The organism is Rheinheimera faecalis (assembly GCF_021290965.1).
Classification (GTDB): domain Bacteria; phylum Pseudomonadota; class Gammaproteobacteria; order Enterobacterales; family Alteromonadaceae; genus Pararheinheimera; species Pararheinheimera faecalis.
Window position 1 is genome coordinate 231,237 of sequence record NZ_JAJOYT010000003.1, and the last position, 15,197, is coordinate 246,433.

14 protein-coding genes are annotated in these 15,197 nt (G+C 47.6%); 6 read left to right on the forward strand and 8 right to left on the reverse strand.

Features of this window, described 5'->3' with window-relative positions; genetic code table 11:
* Positions 1–12: 12 nt before the first annotated feature.
* The 3 genes from parC (at position 13) to rraB (ending at position 3,679) form a co-directional block, all read left to right on the forward strand.
* On the forward strand, positions 13–2,283 hold the full coding sequence (gene parC / locus LSG34_RS07385) for a DNA topoisomerase IV subunit A (RefSeq protein ID WP_233008184.1): 2,271 nt from the start codon (positions 13–15) through the stop codon (positions 2,281–2,283).
* Between the two features lie 252 nt (positions 2,284–2,535).
* Positions 2,536–3,273, forward strand: a complete 738-nt coding sequence (locus tag LSG34_RS07390) for a 1-acylglycerol-3-phosphate O-acyltransferase (RefSeq protein ID WP_233008185.1) — start codon at positions 2,536–2,538, stop codon at positions 3,271–3,273.
* Positions 3,274–3,277: 4 nt separating this feature from the next.
* A complete protein-coding gene (gene rraB, locus LSG34_RS07395) occupies positions 3,278–3,679 on the forward strand; it encodes a ribonuclease E inhibitor RraB (RefSeq protein WP_127684634.1) in 402 nt (133 codons plus the stop codon).
* 61 nt (positions 3,680–3,740) lie between these two features.
* Here the strand turns inward: rraB and LSG34_RS20735 are convergent, their stop codons facing one another.
* Complete coding sequence (locus tag LSG34_RS20735) at positions 3,741–3,866, reverse strand: hypothetical protein (RefSeq protein WP_269822822.1); 126 nt, start codon at positions 3,864–3,866, stop codon at positions 3,741–3,743.
* 25 nt (positions 3,867–3,891) lie between these two features.
* Here LSG34_RS20735 and LSG34_RS07400 point away from each other — a divergent pair, with 25 nt between their 5' ends.
* Together LSG34_RS07400 and LSG34_RS07405 are read left to right on the forward strand one after the other, a co-directional pair.
* The gene (locus LSG34_RS07400; RefSeq protein ID WP_233008186.1) at positions 3,892–4,059 is read left to right on the forward strand and encodes a YezD family protein; all 168 of its coding nucleotides are present in this window, start codon (positions 3,892–3,894) and stop codon (positions 4,057–4,059) included.
* Positions 4,060–4,320: 261 nt separating this feature from the next.
* Entirely contained in the window at positions 4,321–5,385 is a 1,065-nt protein-coding gene (locus LSG34_RS07405) for a sulfate/molybdate ABC transporter ATP-binding protein (protein WP_233008187.1), read from the forward strand.
* A gap of 20 nt (positions 5,386–5,405) precedes the next feature.
* On the opposite strand, the gene LSG34_RS07410 is transcribed toward LSG34_RS07405, so the two are convergent.
* Positions 5,406–6,191 (reverse strand): isocitrate lyase/PEP mutase family protein, encoded by a 786-nt coding sequence (locus tag LSG34_RS07410; RefSeq protein WP_233008188.1) that lies wholly within the window; start codon positions 6,189–6,191, stop codon positions 5,406–5,408.
* Positions 6,192–6,645: 454 nt separating this feature from the next.
* Between LSG34_RS07410 and LSG34_RS07415 the strand changes: the two genes are divergently transcribed.
* Positions 6,646–7,935 carry a dicarboxylate/amino acid:cation symporter gene (locus LSG34_RS07415; protein WP_233008189.1) on the forward strand — a complete coding sequence of 430 codons (1,290 nt, stop codon included), beginning with the start codon at positions 6,646–6,648 and terminating at the stop codon, positions 7,933–7,935.
* A gap of 16 nt (positions 7,936–7,951) precedes the next feature.
* Here the strand turns inward: LSG34_RS07415 and cysW are convergent, their stop codons facing one another.
* The 6 genes from cysW to LSG34_RS07445 form a co-directional block, all read right to left on the reverse strand.
* Positions 7,952–8,836, reverse strand: a complete 885-nt coding sequence (gene cysW / locus LSG34_RS07420; protein ID WP_233008190.1) for a sulfate ABC transporter permease subunit CysW — start codon at positions 8,834–8,836, stop codon at positions 7,952–7,954.
* Entirely contained in the window at positions 8,833–9,675 is an 843-nt protein-coding gene (gene cysT, locus LSG34_RS07425; RefSeq protein WP_233008191.1) for a sulfate ABC transporter permease subunit CysT, read from the reverse strand. The genes cysW and cysT overlap by 4 nt, the downstream gene beginning before the upstream one ends.
* 204 nt (positions 9,676–9,879) lie before the next feature.
* On the reverse strand, positions 9,880–10,875 hold the full coding sequence (locus LSG34_RS07430; protein ID WP_233008192.1) for a sulfate ABC transporter substrate-binding protein: 996 nt from the start codon (positions 10,873–10,875) through the stop codon (positions 9,880–9,882).
* Between the two features lie 24 nt (positions 10,876–10,899).
* A complete protein-coding gene (locus LSG34_RS07435; protein ID WP_233008193.1) occupies positions 10,900–12,171 on the reverse strand; it encodes a porin in 1,272 nt (423 codons plus the stop codon).
* Between the two features lie 329 nt (positions 12,172–12,500).
* A complete protein-coding gene (locus tag LSG34_RS07440; RefSeq protein ID WP_233008194.1) occupies positions 12,501–13,664 on the reverse strand; it encodes a trans-sulfuration enzyme family protein in 1,164 nt (387 codons plus the stop codon).
* Positions 13,665–13,710: 46 nt separating this feature from the next.
* Entirely contained in the window at positions 13,711–14,772 is a 1,062-nt protein-coding gene (locus tag LSG34_RS07445; protein WP_233008195.1) for an isopenicillin N synthase family dioxygenase, read from the reverse strand.
* Positions 14,773–15,197 lie beyond the last annotated feature (425 nt).

Below are 15,197 nucleotides of genomic sequence, written 5' to 3' on the forward strand. Positions count from 1 at the left end.
CGGAAGCTAAAAATGACAGATATTATGATATCCAATGAAGGGACTGAGCAGCTGCCGCTGCGTCGCTTTACTGAAGAAGCCTACCTGAATTATTCGATGTACGTCATTATGGACCGGGCTTTGCCATTTATTGGCGACGGTTTAAAACCAGTCCAACGCCGTATTATTTATGCGATGTCAGAGCTGGGTTTATCGCATCTGGCGAAATACAAAAAATCTGCCCGTACTGTGGGTGACGTGTTAGGTAAGTTCCACCCTCATGGTGACAGCGCCTGTTACGAAGCTATGGTACTGATGGCTCAGCCGTTTTCTTACCGTTACCCGCTCGTCGATGGTCAGGGCAACTGGGGTGCGCCGGACGATCCAAAGTCCTTCGCGGCCATGCGTTATACCGAAGCCAAGTTGTCCCGTTTTAGTGAGGTTTTATTAAACGAGCTGGGGCAGGGCACTGTGGACTGGGTGCCAAACTTTGACGGCACTATGGACGAACCACGCACTTTACCTGCGCGTTTACCGCATATTCTGCTGAATGGTGTGACTGGTATAGCAGTAGGTATGGCGACTGATATTCCACCGCATAACGCCCGGGAAGTGGCCAACGCCACCGCCTTTTTACTGGATAACCCAAAAGCCACTGTACCTGACTTAATGCAGTATATTCAGGGCCCGGATTATCCGACCGACGCTGAAATTATCAGCCCGGCGCACGAACTGCAGGCTATTTATGAAACAGGCCGTGGCAGCATTAAGATGCGTGGTTTGTATCAGTTGGAAGATGGCGACATTATTATCACGGCCTTGCCGCATCAAACCTCTGGCTCAAAAGTGCTGGAGCAGATAGCAGCTCAGATGAATGCGAAAAAACTGCCTATGGTCAGTGACTTGCGTGATGAATCTGATCATGAAAACCCAACCCGTATTGTGATAGTACCCCGTTCAAACCGCATAGACGTTGAACAGCTGATGGCGCATTTATTTGCCACCACGGATCTGGAAAAAAGCTACCGCGTCAATTTAAACATTCTGGGCCTGGATCAGCGGCCCAGGGTGAAAAACTTACTGGAAATTTTATCTGAATGGCTGGTATTCCGCCGCGACACAGTGCGTCGTCGTCTGCAGTTCCGCTTGGATAAAGTGCTGGATCGTTTGCATGTATTAGAGGCGTTGTTGATCGCGTTTTTAAACATCGACGAAGTGATTAAAATTATTCGCGAAAACGATCAGCCAAAACCTGTGTTAATGGCGCATTTCGGCATTACCGAACGTCAGGCTGAAGCCATACTGGAATTAAAGTTACGTCACTTAGCCAAGCTGGAAGAGATGAAAATCCGCGGCGAACAAGCCGAGCTGGAAAAAGAGCGTGACTACTTAGAAGGCATTTTAGGTTCAGAGAAAAAGCTGACCAAACTTATTCGGGAAGAGCTGCTGTCAGATGCGGAAAAATATGGCGACAACCGCAGAAGCCCAATCGTAATGCGTGAAGAAGCCAAAGCCTTAAGCGAAAAAGAATTACTGCCAAGTGAGCCTGTCACTGTAGTGCTGTCAGAAAAAGGCTGGGTGCGTTGCGCCAAAGGTCATGATATCGACGGCAACAGCCTGCAATACAAAGCAGGAGACGGTTTTAAAGCTGCAGCTTCTGGACGAAGTAACAGATATGCAGCCTTTATCGATTCATCAGGTCGCGCCTTTGCGGCCGAAGCTCACGATTTACCTTCAGCCCGTGGTCAGGGCGAGCCGTTAACTGGTCGCTTTACTCTGGTGGCAGGGGAAAACTTTGAGCATGTACTGATGGCAGAAGACAGCCAGAAGTTGTTGCTGGCCAGTGACGCTGGTTATGGTTTTGTCGGCACCTTCGCCGATTTAGTCAGCCGCAATAAAGCCGGTAAAGCTGTATTAACTTTACCAACAGGCGCCAAAGTATTAAGCCCTATTCCGATTAAAAACCCGGAAACGGATTTGGTAGTGGCTATCAGTACCGAAGGCCGCATGCTGGTGTTCCCTGTGGCTGATTTGCCACAGCTGAGCAAAGGTAAAGGCAATAAGATATTGTCTATTCCATCGGCCCGCGCCGCCAGCCGTGAAGAGTATCTGAAACTCTTAACCGTAGTGCCTGCAGCCACAGCTGTGACTTTAGTGGCAGGTAAACGCAAAATGACCATCAAGGTGGATGATTTAGCGCATTACATAGGCGAACGGGGCCGTCGTGGTAACAAGCTGCCTCGTGGTTTGCAGCGTATCGACGAGCTGTTAACAGGTGAAGTGGCTGGCGATACAACGGAATAAATCGTAGAGGCGGGTCTTGTACCCGCCCGTCTATTTTAAACGTCAAACACAGCCTATTTCCCCTAAGTAATTGAGGTTGCAGCGAGGCGACAAGTCAGCACGACCCCAGGAGCATAGTTAACTATGTGACTGGGGCGGGATGGCGTAGTCAACAAAGCGGCAGCGTCAAGTACGACGGGGAAACAGATCAAACCAGACTTATGACGTCAAACCGTTATACTCTGGCCCTTGTAAAATACAGGGGCCTTTTTTGTGTTAGCCATTATACGTCTGGTGCTGGTCGCCATTTTTATTGTATTCAGTGCCTTAGTGGGTTTGCTGATCTGTCTGGTTCGTCCTTTTTATGTCCCGAACGTGGCGTTATTTTCCAGCTGGTACGGCTGGGCGGCCTGGATCTTTGGTTTAAAAGTCGAAGTACGTCAGGCGCCTGAAGTGACAGCTGCTATGCCTTGTGTGTTTTTAGCCAATCATCAGAATAACTATGATTTATTCACCATCAGCAAAGCCTTGTTGCCAGGCACTGTGACCATAGGTAAAAAAAGCCTGAAGTGGATCCCGTTTTTTGGTCAGCTGTATTGGCTCAGTGGCAATATCCTGATCGACAGAGCCAACAAATCCAAAGCTGTAGGTACTATGCAGGGCGCAGTGGACCGTATAGTGCAGGACAAGGTATCGGTCTGGGTATTTCCTGAAGGCACCCGTAGTTATGGCCGTGGTTTATTGCCTTTTAAAACCGGTGCTTTTCATATTGCCCATCAGGCCAAAGTGCCGCTGGTGCCTATTTGTATGAGCAGCACCAACAAGGTGCGCTTAAACAAATGGAATAACGGCAGAGTCATTATTGAGATTTTGCCACCTATCCAGCCTGAAGGAACTCCGGCCCGTGAACTGGCTGAAACAATACGGCAACAGATGGCAGATAAGATTAAGCTGCTTGATAGCGAAGTGGCAACCGACTACACTGCCGACTCATTGACTGTCACGGGGTAATATCATGGAAAACTGGCAAGAATTTACTGAAGACACCATAGCTGCACTGATGGAAGATGGCAGCGATCCGGATGCGGAATACACCATCGAACACCATTTTTACCATGAAGATTTTGCCCGCTTAGAAAAACTGGCTGTTGAAGTCTTTAAATTAGGTTACGAAGTCACAGACGCCGAAGAAGTTGAATTTGAAGAAGGCGGCACCGCCTGGGTATTCGACGCTATTCGTGAACAGTCTCTGGACGGTGCCAGCATCACAGCTGATGCGATCAAACTGGAAGCCTTAGCGCAGAAGTTTGGTGTCGAATACGACGGCTGGGGCACCTATTTTGAAGGTGGCGAAGACGAAGACGGTGAAGACTTCGATGATGACGAAGACGACGGCGACGAAGCTCCACGTCATTAGTGTCAGAGTCTTGACTCTGACCCTGTAGTCAAACGTCAACTTTGTATTCTTAGTTAGCTATTCATTCTGTACCAGATAAAGGGTCAGATCCTAAGCTCTGACCCTTTTTTATTTCCTTTTCGTATAACCTTGCTACTTTAAAGTATTTTAAGTTATTAGCTGGCTCTGCTTTAATGCTTAAAGACATATAGATGTCCTTAAGGAGAACAGAGATGGCGGCAAAAGAAATATCTGCAGATTTGCTCAACCAACTGCTCGATAAACTGGAAAAGCTGGTTGGCCGGGTAGAGTTTGGTTCTATTGAACTGGTGTTTCATCAGGGCAAATTGGTGCAGCTGGAAAAAAACGAAAAACTACGTCTGGATAAACCTTCATTATAAAACTGGTTCAGACTGTTTCCCTCAGTGAACCTACCCGTCGTACTTGAAACTGCTGCTGTGTTGACCATGTTCTATCACCCCAATCACATAGGCCACTATGTTCATGGGGATTCTTTCACTGGTCGCCTTGCTGCAACTCCAATTACTTAGGGAATCAATTTTTCCACCTGCTTCGGCGCACCGGACCACCGGATCTGAAGTGATGTTGAGCCACTAACAGCAAAAGCTGTGTTGGCTGCAACCTGAACTCAGAGCGCTGATATGAGCATTCGTATAGACCAAATCAATAAAAAATTTGGCGACTTTGTTGCCGTCGATAATGTCAGTTTATCCATTCAGACCGGCGAACTAACGGCCTTACTTGGCCCTTCAGGTTCGGGTAAAACCAGCTTATTGCGTATTATTGCCGGCTTAGAGCAAGCCGACAGTGGCAGCATCCATTTTGATGATCTGGATATCAGCGGACGCCATGTTTCAGAACGTGGTGTAGGTTTTGTGTTTCAGCACTATGCGCTGTTTAAGCATATGACAGTCTATGAAAACGTGGCTTTTGGTTTAACCGTCAAACCAAAAAAGCATCGTCCTTCACCAGAGCTTATCCGTAAAAAAGTGCAGCATTTATTGGAGCTGGTGCAACTGGACTGGACAGCTGATCGCTATCCTTCACAGCTCTCCGGTGGTCAACGTCAGCGTATTGCTTTAGCCCGCGCTTTGGCCGTAGAGCCAAAAGTACTGCTGCTGGATGAGCCCTTTGGCGCGCTGGATGCCAAGGTGAGAGCTGAGTTACGTCGCTGGCTGCGCCGACTGCATGATGAAATTCATGTCACCAGCGTTTTTGTGACCCACGATCAGGAAGAAGCGCTGGAAGTAGCAGACAAAATAGTGGTGATGAACAAAGGGCGGATTGAGCAGCAGGGCTCACCTGAGCAAGTGTACGACAACCCGGCCAATCCTTTTGTCTATGAATTTTTAGGTAATGTGAACCTGTTTCATGCCCGGATTAAACAAGGCAAAGCCGAAATAGGCCAGTTGTCTGTGGCATCGCCGGAATTTACCAATGAACAGGAAGAAAATGGTTTTGCTTATGTGCGGCCGCATGAAATTGATGTGTTGTTAAAACCTAGCGGCGAGGCGCTGGAAGCCAAAGTCGACCTGATTACCATAGTAGGCCCTAATGTCCGGCTGGAATTGTTAGCCAAGGACAGCCAGCAACTGATCCATGTTGAGCTGGCCAGGGATCGTTTTAAACAACTGGGTTTATCATTGGGGCAACAAGCCTGGGTGAAGCCCCGTTACACTAAGGTTTTTCTTGGTGAAGGTATTTAGCTGACCACTTTGCTGAAATGCTAACTGAATAAATGATTTAGATCCGCGTAATTTAGAGGGAGATCTGTAAGCGGGCTTTGTTGCAGAAAACTTAACACTGCCTGCAGATAAGCCTGATAACTCCGCAGAAACAACGCCGGCCCTGCGCTTATACGCTTCACTCCTGTTTCAGTTAAATCCTCAACAGTTGCACCCTCTGGCCAACCCATTAAGTTCAGTGGCAAACTGCTGTGCTGGCTCAATTGTTTCGCCACAGCTAAATCCGTTAAACAAGGCACAAAAGCACCATCGGCTCCTGCCTCTTTGTATAACTCAAGCCGTCTGATGCACTCAGTCACTGCATCTGCTTCTGCGACCAATTGCGCCAGATAAACATCAGTTCTGGCGTTAATAAACAAAGCCCGCCCCTCCAAAAGAGCACGGCAAGCTCGGAGCTTGGCGCATAAAAGTTGTGGCTCTGCGGTCCCGTCTTCAATATTAATACCAGCCACCCCCAGCTCAGCTAATTGCACAACCAGCTGGGCAACCTGAGTGGGGTCATCACTGTAACCTTGTTCTATATCCACAGTGAAAGGCAATTGAATCACTCGCAGGATACGTTGTACCGCTGCCAGTAATTCGGCGACAGGGAGCTGCTGACCGTCAGCGTAACCCAAGGACCAGGCTAAAGCGGCGCTGGATGTGCCAAGGGCTTTTGCACCTTGCTGTTGGGCTAATAACGCACTGGCTGGGTCCCAGATATTAATAAGCAACAATGGTTCTGGCTGTTGATGTAAAGCGCCAAAAGAGTGGGCAGAGGCTGTCATAAGTGATCTCCGGTTAAATGTCCTAAGAATGTTAAAGAGCATTCAGACATTTGTCTGGCCGCTTCCGGTCCTGATAGCAAAAAAAAGCCCCGCCGAAAAGTTGGCGAGGCACTATATGGGGTAGTCACTAAAGTCGATAAAGACTGTGGACCACAAGCAACAGGACAAGGAATAGAACGTAGCGGGGGTGGCACTTCTTGTGCCCTACGAATTTCGAATCCATTCAAACCAGAGTTGTTGCCGCTTCCCGCTGACGCTGAGTTGCGGCAACAACTTCAATCTATTAGATTAAAACGTTTGTGTAAATGTAATTTATATTCCATAAACGCATATCATATTTATGCATATGTCAGGCTCCTGCCTTGCTCCTTTTGGTTCTTGCTTAGAACAGAACTGAATTGGTCCGACTTGGCTGAGCCCCTATACTGGCCTCTTGGTTAAAGCGGAATTTTTCATGAAAAACATTAATTTAAATTTTGCACTCTGGAAGCAGGTGATCTTTGCGATGCTGCTGGGGGTGATTGTGGGGTTAATCCTGGGGGCCGACTCTCTGGCACTCAAACCTCTGGGAACCGCCTATATTAATGCCATTAAGATGTTAGTGATCCCGCTGGTGTTTTTTAGTCTGATTTTAAGTATTACCTCACTGGGGCAAGGCAAAGGCTTAGGTCGTATCGCCAGTAAAACTGTGGGGTTATTTTTACTGACAGCTTTGATTGCCAGCCTGATAGGTCTTGGTGTCGGCACCGCCTTTCAGTTTGAAACAGGCCAGAACTTAGTGGCAGCACAAGTGACTGAAAAAGTCATACCTCCCGTCAGTCAGGTGTTGGTGGATTTAATTCCGGCCAATCCAATAGCAGCTATGGCGCAGGGCCAGGTTTTACCTGTGATGTTATTTGCCATTTTGTTGGGGCTTGCTCTGCGCAATATAGGCGAAAAAGGCACAGCTATGCTGGCATTGGTGCGCTCTGGTGCCGATATGATGTTTGAAGTGACCCGTTTGGTCTTGCTGTTTACTCCTGTGGGAGTATTTGGTTTGATCGCCTGGGTAGTAGGTACTTATGGTTTGGAAATGCTGCTGCCGTTAGGCAAATTTATTTTAGCTGTTTATGTGGGCTGTTTGCTGCATATCAGCCTGACTTATGGCGGTTTTGTGCACTTTTTCAGCTCAATGAAAGTCACTGACTATTTCAGAGCTATTTTCCCGGTACAACTGGTCGCTCTTAGTACCTGCTCCAGTTATGCCTCGTTACCAGCTAGTTACAAAGCCGTGACTGAAGATCTGAAAGTATCTAAAGACTACGCAGGTTTTGTTTTGCCCTTAGGCTCCACCATTAATATGGATGGTTGTGGTGGTATTTATCCGGCAATATCCGCTATCTTTATCGCGAACTTATATGGCATTGAGCTGCAATTTATTGATTATCTGCTGATCGTCGGTACTGCCACTTTGGCTTCATTAGGTACAGCCGGTGTGCCCGGTACGGCACTGGTAATGCTGACTGTGACTTTATCCGTAGTAGGTTTACCACTGGAAGGTATCGCTTTTATCGCTGCTATCGACCGTATTGTCGATATGATCAGAACCACCACTAACGTCACAGGCGACACTATGGTGGCTCTAGTGATCGCTGAGCAGGAAGGCTTACTGAGCGAATCAAGGGCCGGGGATCAGCTAAAAGACGACACTGTATTTACCAAAGCTTTGACAGAAACTCCAGTTAGCTGCGACATTCGCAGCTAACTGCATCAGGTAAAGGTTAATGCGGTTGACCAGCGGCTAAATCTTTAGCCGCTTTGTACTCCAGCAAAGATTTCAGCAGCAGTGTAACTAAAGCCAGCAACGCTAATAAAGACGAGACAGCAAAAGCAGCAGCAAACTGGTATTCGTTGTATAAAATTTCAATATGAAGTGGCATGGTATTGGTTTGCTCGCGGATTTTTCCTGAAACCACACTGACAGCACCAAACTCACCCATAGCGCGGGCATTGGCTAAAATCACGCCGTATAACAAGGCCCATTTCACTGAAGGCAAAGTGACTCGGAAAAAGGTTTGCCAGCCGTTAGCCCCTAAGGTTAAAGCGGCTTCTTCCTGCTCCCGGCCTTGTTCCTGCATCAATGGAATAAGCTCACGGGCGACAAAAGGAAAGGTGATAAAAATAGTCGCCAGCACTATGCCTGGTACAGCAAACATAATGCGCACATCATGATCCATCAGCCAGTCGCCTAAATAACCCCGGGCGCCAAAAATCAGCATCAGGCTTAAACCTACGATCACAGGCGAGACTGCTATTGGCAGGTCTATCAGGGTGATCAACAGCTGCCGGCCTTTAAACTGAAATTTGGCGATAGCCCAACTGGCTGCCAGGCCAAAAATCACGTTGCAGGGCACGGCAATAGCAGCTGCTATCAGCGTCAGTTTGATCGCATGTAAAGCAGCAGGTTCACTGATAGAAGCCCAATACAATTCAGCACCACGGGCAAAGGCTTCGCTAAACACAATAAAAAGCGGCAGTACCAGAAACAAAGCTAAAAATAACAGCGCTATGCAGGTCAGCAGCAAACGAACCCACAATGGTTCAGTGGTTGCCTTACGTAAAGCCGCAGCTGCCGGATGAGGGGAAACGAGTGGGAGACTGCTCATGCTTTAGCTCCATGTCTGTTATTGCTCCAGTGTTGAAGCAGGTTAATCAGCAGCAATAAAATAAAGGAAATAAATAACATCACAGAGCCCAAAGCGGCAGCCCCGGCATAATCAAATTGCTCTAAGCGGGTCATGATGAGCAGCGGCGTAATTTCAGTTTTCATTGGCATATTGCCGCTGATAAAGACCACAGAACCGTATTCACCTACAGCACGGGCAAATGCCAGCGCAAAACCTGTCAGCAAAGAGGGCAACAGAGCTGGGAATAAAATGCGGCAAAAGGTTTGTAAGCGGTTGGCGCCTAAGCAGGCGGCTGCTTCTTCAATCTCTTTTTCCAAATCTTCCAGCACAGGCTGCACTGTGCGCACTACAAAAGGCAGGCCGATAAAAATCAGCGCTAAAGTCACACCTAAAGGGCTGTAGGCTGCTTTAATGCCCAAAGCACTTAAATGCTGACCAATCCAGCCATTGGGGGCATAAATGGCTGTCAGTGCAATACCGGCCACTGCTGTGGGTAAAGCGAAGGGCAAATCGACTAAGGCATCAATCACCTTTTTGCCAAAGAAGTTGTAGCGCACTAACACCCAGGCGACTATCAAACCAAACACCAGATTGACAGCTGCTGCAATAAAAGAGGCGCCAAAAGTCAGCTGATAACTGGCGATAGCTCTGTCGCTGGCCACTACTTTCCAGAATTCAGCCCAACTTAACGTCAGGCTATGGCCCAATAAAGCGGCTAAAGGTAGCAGCACTATTAGGCTTAAATAAAAGGTGGCAAAACCCAGGGATAAGCCAAAGCCGGGTAATACGGTGGGCTTTAGCCAATATGATTTTTTCAAAGCAAGGATCCTCCTTTGTGGTTATCCCTTTTGTAGATAAAACCGCAGCTTTGTCGGCATTGTGCCTCTGGATCCTTGATTCTGACGCCAGGCGGGCAGGGATAAACCCTGCCCCTACAATGCCGACCTGCAGCTCTGCTTACTTTCGGGAATATGACAAAAAGCGACAGCTGCATACTGTCGCTTTTTAATTCGTTGTTTTGGCTAGTTATAAATCTGATCAAAGACGCCGCCGTCACCAAAGTGTTCTGGTTGGGCTTTTTGCCAGCCACCAAAGTCGGCAATAGTCACCAGCTTCAGTTGTGGGAACTGTTTGCTGTACTGCGCTGCCACTTCTTTATCGCGAGGTCTGTAGTAATGTTTGGCTGCCAGCTGTTGACCTTCTTTGCTGTACAGATATTGCAGGTAAGCTGTAGCAACTTCGGTTGTACCTTTGGCTTCGGCGTTTTTATCCACTACTGCAACAGAAGGTTCGGCCAGAATCGATAGAGACGGCACTACGATTTCAATCTTGTCTTTGCCTAATTCATTTACTGCTAAAAAGGCTTCGTTTTCCCAGGCCAGTAACACATCACCTATGCCACGCTGAACAAAAGTGGTGGTTGAGCCTCGGGCGCCTGAATCCAGCACTGGCACGTTTTTAAACAGCTTACCCACGAAGTCTTTGGCTGCATCCTCTGAGCCGTATTTTTGTTCGGCATAAGCCCAGGCTGCTAAATAGTTCCAGCGGGCACCGCCTGAGGTTTTTGGATTTGGAGTGATCACTTCCACCCCTTCTTTGACCAGGTCGTCCCAGTCTTTGATATTTTTCGGGTTACCTTTGCGCACCAGAAATACGATGGTAGAGGTGTAAGGCGCGCTGCTGTCGGCTAAACGGCTTTCCCAGTTTTCCGGCAGTAACTTACCAATTTTTGCCAGCGGATCGATATCGCCGGACAAAGCTAAAGTCACTACGTCTGCTCTTAAGCCATCAATGACAGAACGTGACTGGCTGCCGGAACCGCCATGTGATTGTTCAATTTTGACGGTATCACCGGTTTTTTGCTGCCAGTAAGCCGAGAAGGCTTTGTTGTAATCACGGTATAACTCACGCGTCGGGTCGTACGATACATTGAGTAAGGTAATATCTTTGGCCATTAAGCCTGAACTTAAGGTCAGTACAGTAGCGGCTAGCAGTAATTTACTTTTGATGCTTTGCATAAAATTTTCCTGTTCAAGTAGTTTTTAGAATCTAAAATCCAGACCTACAGCCAAAGTGCTGTCTTTAGGTTTTACCGTGCCGATCAGGCTGTCACCTTCGGTTTCTAACTGGGCGTAGTAGCTGTAAAGCCGTGCTGCGTCACTTAATTTGTAATCCACACCCAGAGCCAGACCTGTCACATCCACATCGCCGTAGCTGCTGTTGGCTGGTGTTGAAGTGGAGCTGCCGTATTGAGCTTTGGCTGTCCATGGGCCTGCGACTTTCCAGGCTGCGTTCAGCACATAACCATCCTGCTCAATAAAGGCATTGCCTGAAGCGCCATCCCATTCGCTGATAGGGTTCAGGCCGTTTTGCGCACCAGAACTTGATACTGAAGAGCCAACAAAAGTAGAGAAGGGGCCAATACGGTCGGTGTCTTTATGGGCTTCCGCGGTTTGGTAGATAGCTCCTAATTTCACCGGGCCAACAGATACTTCGCCTAAAACACGGATAGCATCAGTGGTCGCCACATTGTTGTCGATGGCGACACCGACAAACCATTTGGATTTACCGTAAGTTAAAGCGCTGGAATAACCGCTGGCTAAATCACTGTCATCCTGCGGATTGTTGGCGTTGACTGCTATGCCTGTTTCTTCGCTTTGTACTGCGGCAAAACTGAATTCAAAACCTTCAAGGAAAATAGGTGAGTTGTATTGAATGACGTTATCGGCGCGGTTTTCACCGACCAGATAGCTGCCGATATCGGCCAAAGCTGCATCGTTAAATCTGTCGATGTCTCCACGTATGACTGTATTGGTTTGCAGGGTTTTCAGTGGTGTATCGTTTTTGCCGATAAGCAGCGTACCCCATTCGACTTGCACGCCAGCGTAGATATTACGCTGAGTCAGCTCACGGCCATTGGCGTTGGTGCCGTTGTCCGTGTCTATGCCGTATTCCACCAGATAAATAATTTTCAGATCGGCAGACACGTCTAAATCACCGCGAATACCAAAACGCGAGGCGTTGCTTTCGACAGAAGTATTGTCCAGCTCATCGGCTATGCTGGTTGCGCCTATATGCTGATAGCTAACAGGGTTAGTGGCTGGTGTGGTTTGGGCAAAATTTAACTTTTCGAAATCATACTGCTGGGCACTGACATTAATTTTGCCGTAAATAGTCGGGAAACCGGCCTGACTGGGTAAGCTGACCAACAAAGCTGCGGTCAGGCTGGCCAGTTTAAAGGTTTTATAGAAACGGGTTGGGCTGGTTCTGGCTTTACTGAATAAGCCATAATATTGAGTGTACTGAGCTGACATAATATTCTCCGCAAGTTTTTTTATAACTTCCGGCGTTCCGGTCAGTCTGTTTTTTGTTTTTGTGTTCCTGGATGTTTTTTATTTTTTACGAAGCGCTGGTTGTGGAGGCTTCGGGTCCTGCGACTGTACTTGTTTTAAGCTTTAGCCGTCTGGACGCTTGAGATGAATGTAGAGGATATTTATATTCTTAAAAAGAACGAAATTCGTATTTGATAGTTCATAAATGAATAAGGGTCAGAGCTGTTAGCTCTGACCCTTTCATAAAAAGTCGGCAATCGGTCTAATGCTGGTACCTGATATGTGGGTCAGAGCCAAGGCTCTGACCCGACTTATAGCTTGGCCAGAGCCTGCGCTAAGTCAGCAATTAAATCATCGGCATCTTCCACACCTATGCTCAGGCGAACCAGATTTTCGGTGACGCCTGCTCTTTGTCTGTCTTCTGCTGTCATAGCCGCATGAGTAGTACTGGCTGGGTGACAAGCTAAGCTTTCCACATCACCTAAGCTCACGGCCTGAGCGAATAATTGCAGGTTATTTAAAAACACTGCAGCTTTGGCAAAACCACCTTCGATATCAACGGCCACCATGCCCCCAAAACCTGTGGCTGTGTCGGCTATAGCCTGATGCCCTGGGTGACTGGCATGGCCCGGATAATAGACTTTTGCCACTTTAGGATGGGCTGCTAAAAAGTCTGCTACTTTGCGGGCATTTTCGATATGAGCGTCCATCCGCAAGGTCAGAGTTTTTACGCCACGTTGCAGTAAATAAGCTTCCTGCGGGCCTATAGGTGAACCTATATGTTTCAGTGCCACAGTACGGATTTTCTGCATCAGCTCGCTGCGTCCTGCCACTATGCCAGCAATAATATCGCCATGGCCAGACAGGTACTTAGTGCCGCTGTGCATCACAATATCAGCCCCAATTTCCAGCGGACGGAATAAATAAGGGGTTAAAAAGGTATTATCACAAATCACCAGAGCACCGACTTTACGGGCTGCTTCCACCACAATACGGGTGTCTATCACTTTTAAGGTGGGGTTGGTGATAGGTTCAAATAACACCACTTTGGTGTTGGGTTTCACCCGTTCGGCAAAGTCTTTATCGCTGCTGTAACGGCTTAAGGTCACACCGGCGCGGGTTAAGGTATTACGTAAAAAAGCATCAGTACCGCCGTAGACCGGGTCGATAAAAGCCACTTCATCACCGGCGTTGGTCAGTGCATACATAATGGCGCTAACGGCAGCCATACCGCTGGCCACTACTAAAGCTTCGTCTGCCCCCTCCAATGCTGCTAATTTCTGCTCTAAAGCTGCGGTAGTAGGGTTGGCAAAACGGCTGTAGATATAACCCGGATTCTGACCTGAAAAACGCGCCTGACCTTCTTCGGCAGTGCCGTAACTAAAGGTGCTGGTGAAATACACCGGAGTGGCTAAAGCGCCGGTACTTGGGTCTGGTTGTTGTCCGGCATGAATACTTAAAGTACGGAATTTCATAGTTAACCTTGGTTATGTTTTTTATTTATCTTTGGTTGTGCTGAGCTTAGACAGCTTTTGCTAACTCTGCGTAATGAGCCGCAGCCACATCACGGTGTGAACGTAACCGTCCTTTTAACACATTCTGGCCCACCTGATAAAACAACGGGTTAGTTGGATCGCTGGCCGGACCTTTAGCTTCGTCAGCTAAATGAGACGGCAACTGCAATAAAGGCACAGTGGCATCCAGTTGAGCTGCCATAAAAAAGGCACAGGAATAACGCTCTACACCAGAATTCGGGCTGACTACACGATGCAAGGTGGCTTTTAAATAACCATTGGACGCCAGTTCCAGCAGCTCACCAATATTGACGACAAAAGCACCTGGCAGTGGAGCAACAGAAACCCAACCTTGTTCGGTTTCCACTTCTAAACCTGATTGATGATCCTGCACCACTAAGGTCAGGTAACCCGGATCTTTATGGGCACCTACACCTTGTTTGCTATTTGATGCTTTTGCATCCACGCCTGGATAACGAATCAGTTTCATATGCTGATAAGGACCAGCTTTGATAGTGGCGTCTAAGGCATCAGATGGCTGTTGTAACGCCAGCATTAAAGCGCGCATTAGCTTTACTGTGATATCTGACAAGGACTGTTGCCAGTTCAGCAGTTCAGTTTGCATCTGTGGTAAAGCCGTTGGCCATTGGTTAGGGCCAATTAAACCTTGCCAGGCCGGGCTGATATCCGTCTGCGCTGGTACAGCTTCTTCCCGCATAATATCAAACTGTTCACGGATATCCGGCTGACCACGGGTTAATTCACCGCCTAAGCCTGTGTAACCTCGAAAGTGGGGTGAATGGATCATCTGCACTTGTTGTTTATCGGCCAGTGGCAGCGCAAAAAACTGCTTCGCCAGCGCTAAAATCTGTTGCTGCTTTTGCTCGCTCTGACCATGACCCGTCAGGTAAAAGAAACCCACATCACGGGCTGCAACGCGCAATTGCTGAATAAAAGACTGTTGCTCAACTGCTGTGCCATCCATCAGGCTCAGATCCAGCACAGGCAAAGCACTGCTGGCCTCTGGTGTGGCGTTGCCGGATAAAAACTCTTGTGTTGAATGAAGCATACACACCTCGATGATCTTAAATTCATACTGGCCATAACCCGCATCGAACGATCTGGTTTGAGCAGCTGGCAGAAAGTGAGCGCATTCTAGGCCTCTGCAAAAAGTTAAATAACTAATGGATTGGTCTTGTATAGATGAATTAGAAATAACCGGATGTCTGGATAGTTAGCGGTCTTTAAGCATAAAAGTCTTACTATCTAAAACTTTATGGAATAAAGGTGCGGGCATTTATACTTTTTAAACCGGACCTTTGCTAACTGGCTTATTTTTAACACTATTTCGTAAAAAATGGATAGGACGCATAAATTTATGCGTTTTTATGGATTAAAGGCTGAGGGTTTTCTATATCGCCAAAAGTTATAACCAAGATAAATTTGGCCTGTAGCTGAAATGAAAAAGGCACCTTGCGGTGCCTTGTGTTATTC

Excerpts from the sequence above, each read along its gene's own strand:
- parC (WP_233008184.1), top strand. The coding sequence starts at position 13 with ATGACAGATATTATGATATCCAATGAAGGGACTGAGCAGCTGCCGCTG.
- rraB (WP_127684634.1), top strand. The coding sequence starts at position 3,278 with ATGGAAAACTGGCAAGAATTTACTGAAGACACCATAGCTGCACTGATG.
- LSG34_RS20735 (WP_269822822.1), bottom strand. The coding sequence starts at position 3,866 with ATGTCTTTAAGCATTAAAGCAGAGCCAGCTAATAACTTAAAATACTTT.
- LSG34_RS07400 (WP_233008186.1), top strand. The coding sequence starts at position 3,892 with ATGGCGGCAAAAGAAATATCTGCAGATTTGCTCAACCAACTGCTCGAT.
- LSG34_RS07405 (WP_233008187.1), top strand. The coding sequence starts at position 4,321 with ATGAGCATTCGTATAGACCAAATCAATAAAAAATTTGGCGACTTTGTT.
- LSG34_RS07410 (WP_233008188.1), bottom strand. The coding sequence starts at position 6,191 with ATGACAGCCTCTGCCCACTCTTTTGGCGCTTTACATCAACAGCCAGAA.
- LSG34_RS07415 (WP_233008189.1), top strand. The coding sequence starts at position 6,646 with ATGAAAAACATTAATTTAAATTTTGCACTCTGGAAGCAGGTGATCTTT.
- cysW (WP_233008190.1), bottom strand. The coding sequence starts at position 8,836 with ATGAGCAGTCTCCCACTCGTTTCCCCTCATCCGGCAGCTGCGGCTTTA.
- LSG34_RS07430 (WP_233008192.1), bottom strand. The coding sequence starts at position 10,875 with ATGCAAAGCATCAAAAGTAAATTACTGCTAGCCGCTACTGTACTGACC.
- LSG34_RS07435 (WP_233008193.1), bottom strand. The coding sequence starts at position 12,171 with ATGTCAGCTCAGTACACTCAATATTATGGCTTATTCAGTAAAGCCAGA.
- LSG34_RS07440 (WP_233008194.1), bottom strand. The coding sequence starts at position 13,664 with ATGAAATTCCGTACTTTAAGTATTCATGCCGGACAACAACCAGACCCA.
- LSG34_RS07445 (WP_233008195.1), bottom strand. The coding sequence starts at position 14,772 with ATGCTTCATTCAACACAAGAGTTTTTATCCGGCAACGCCACACCAGAG.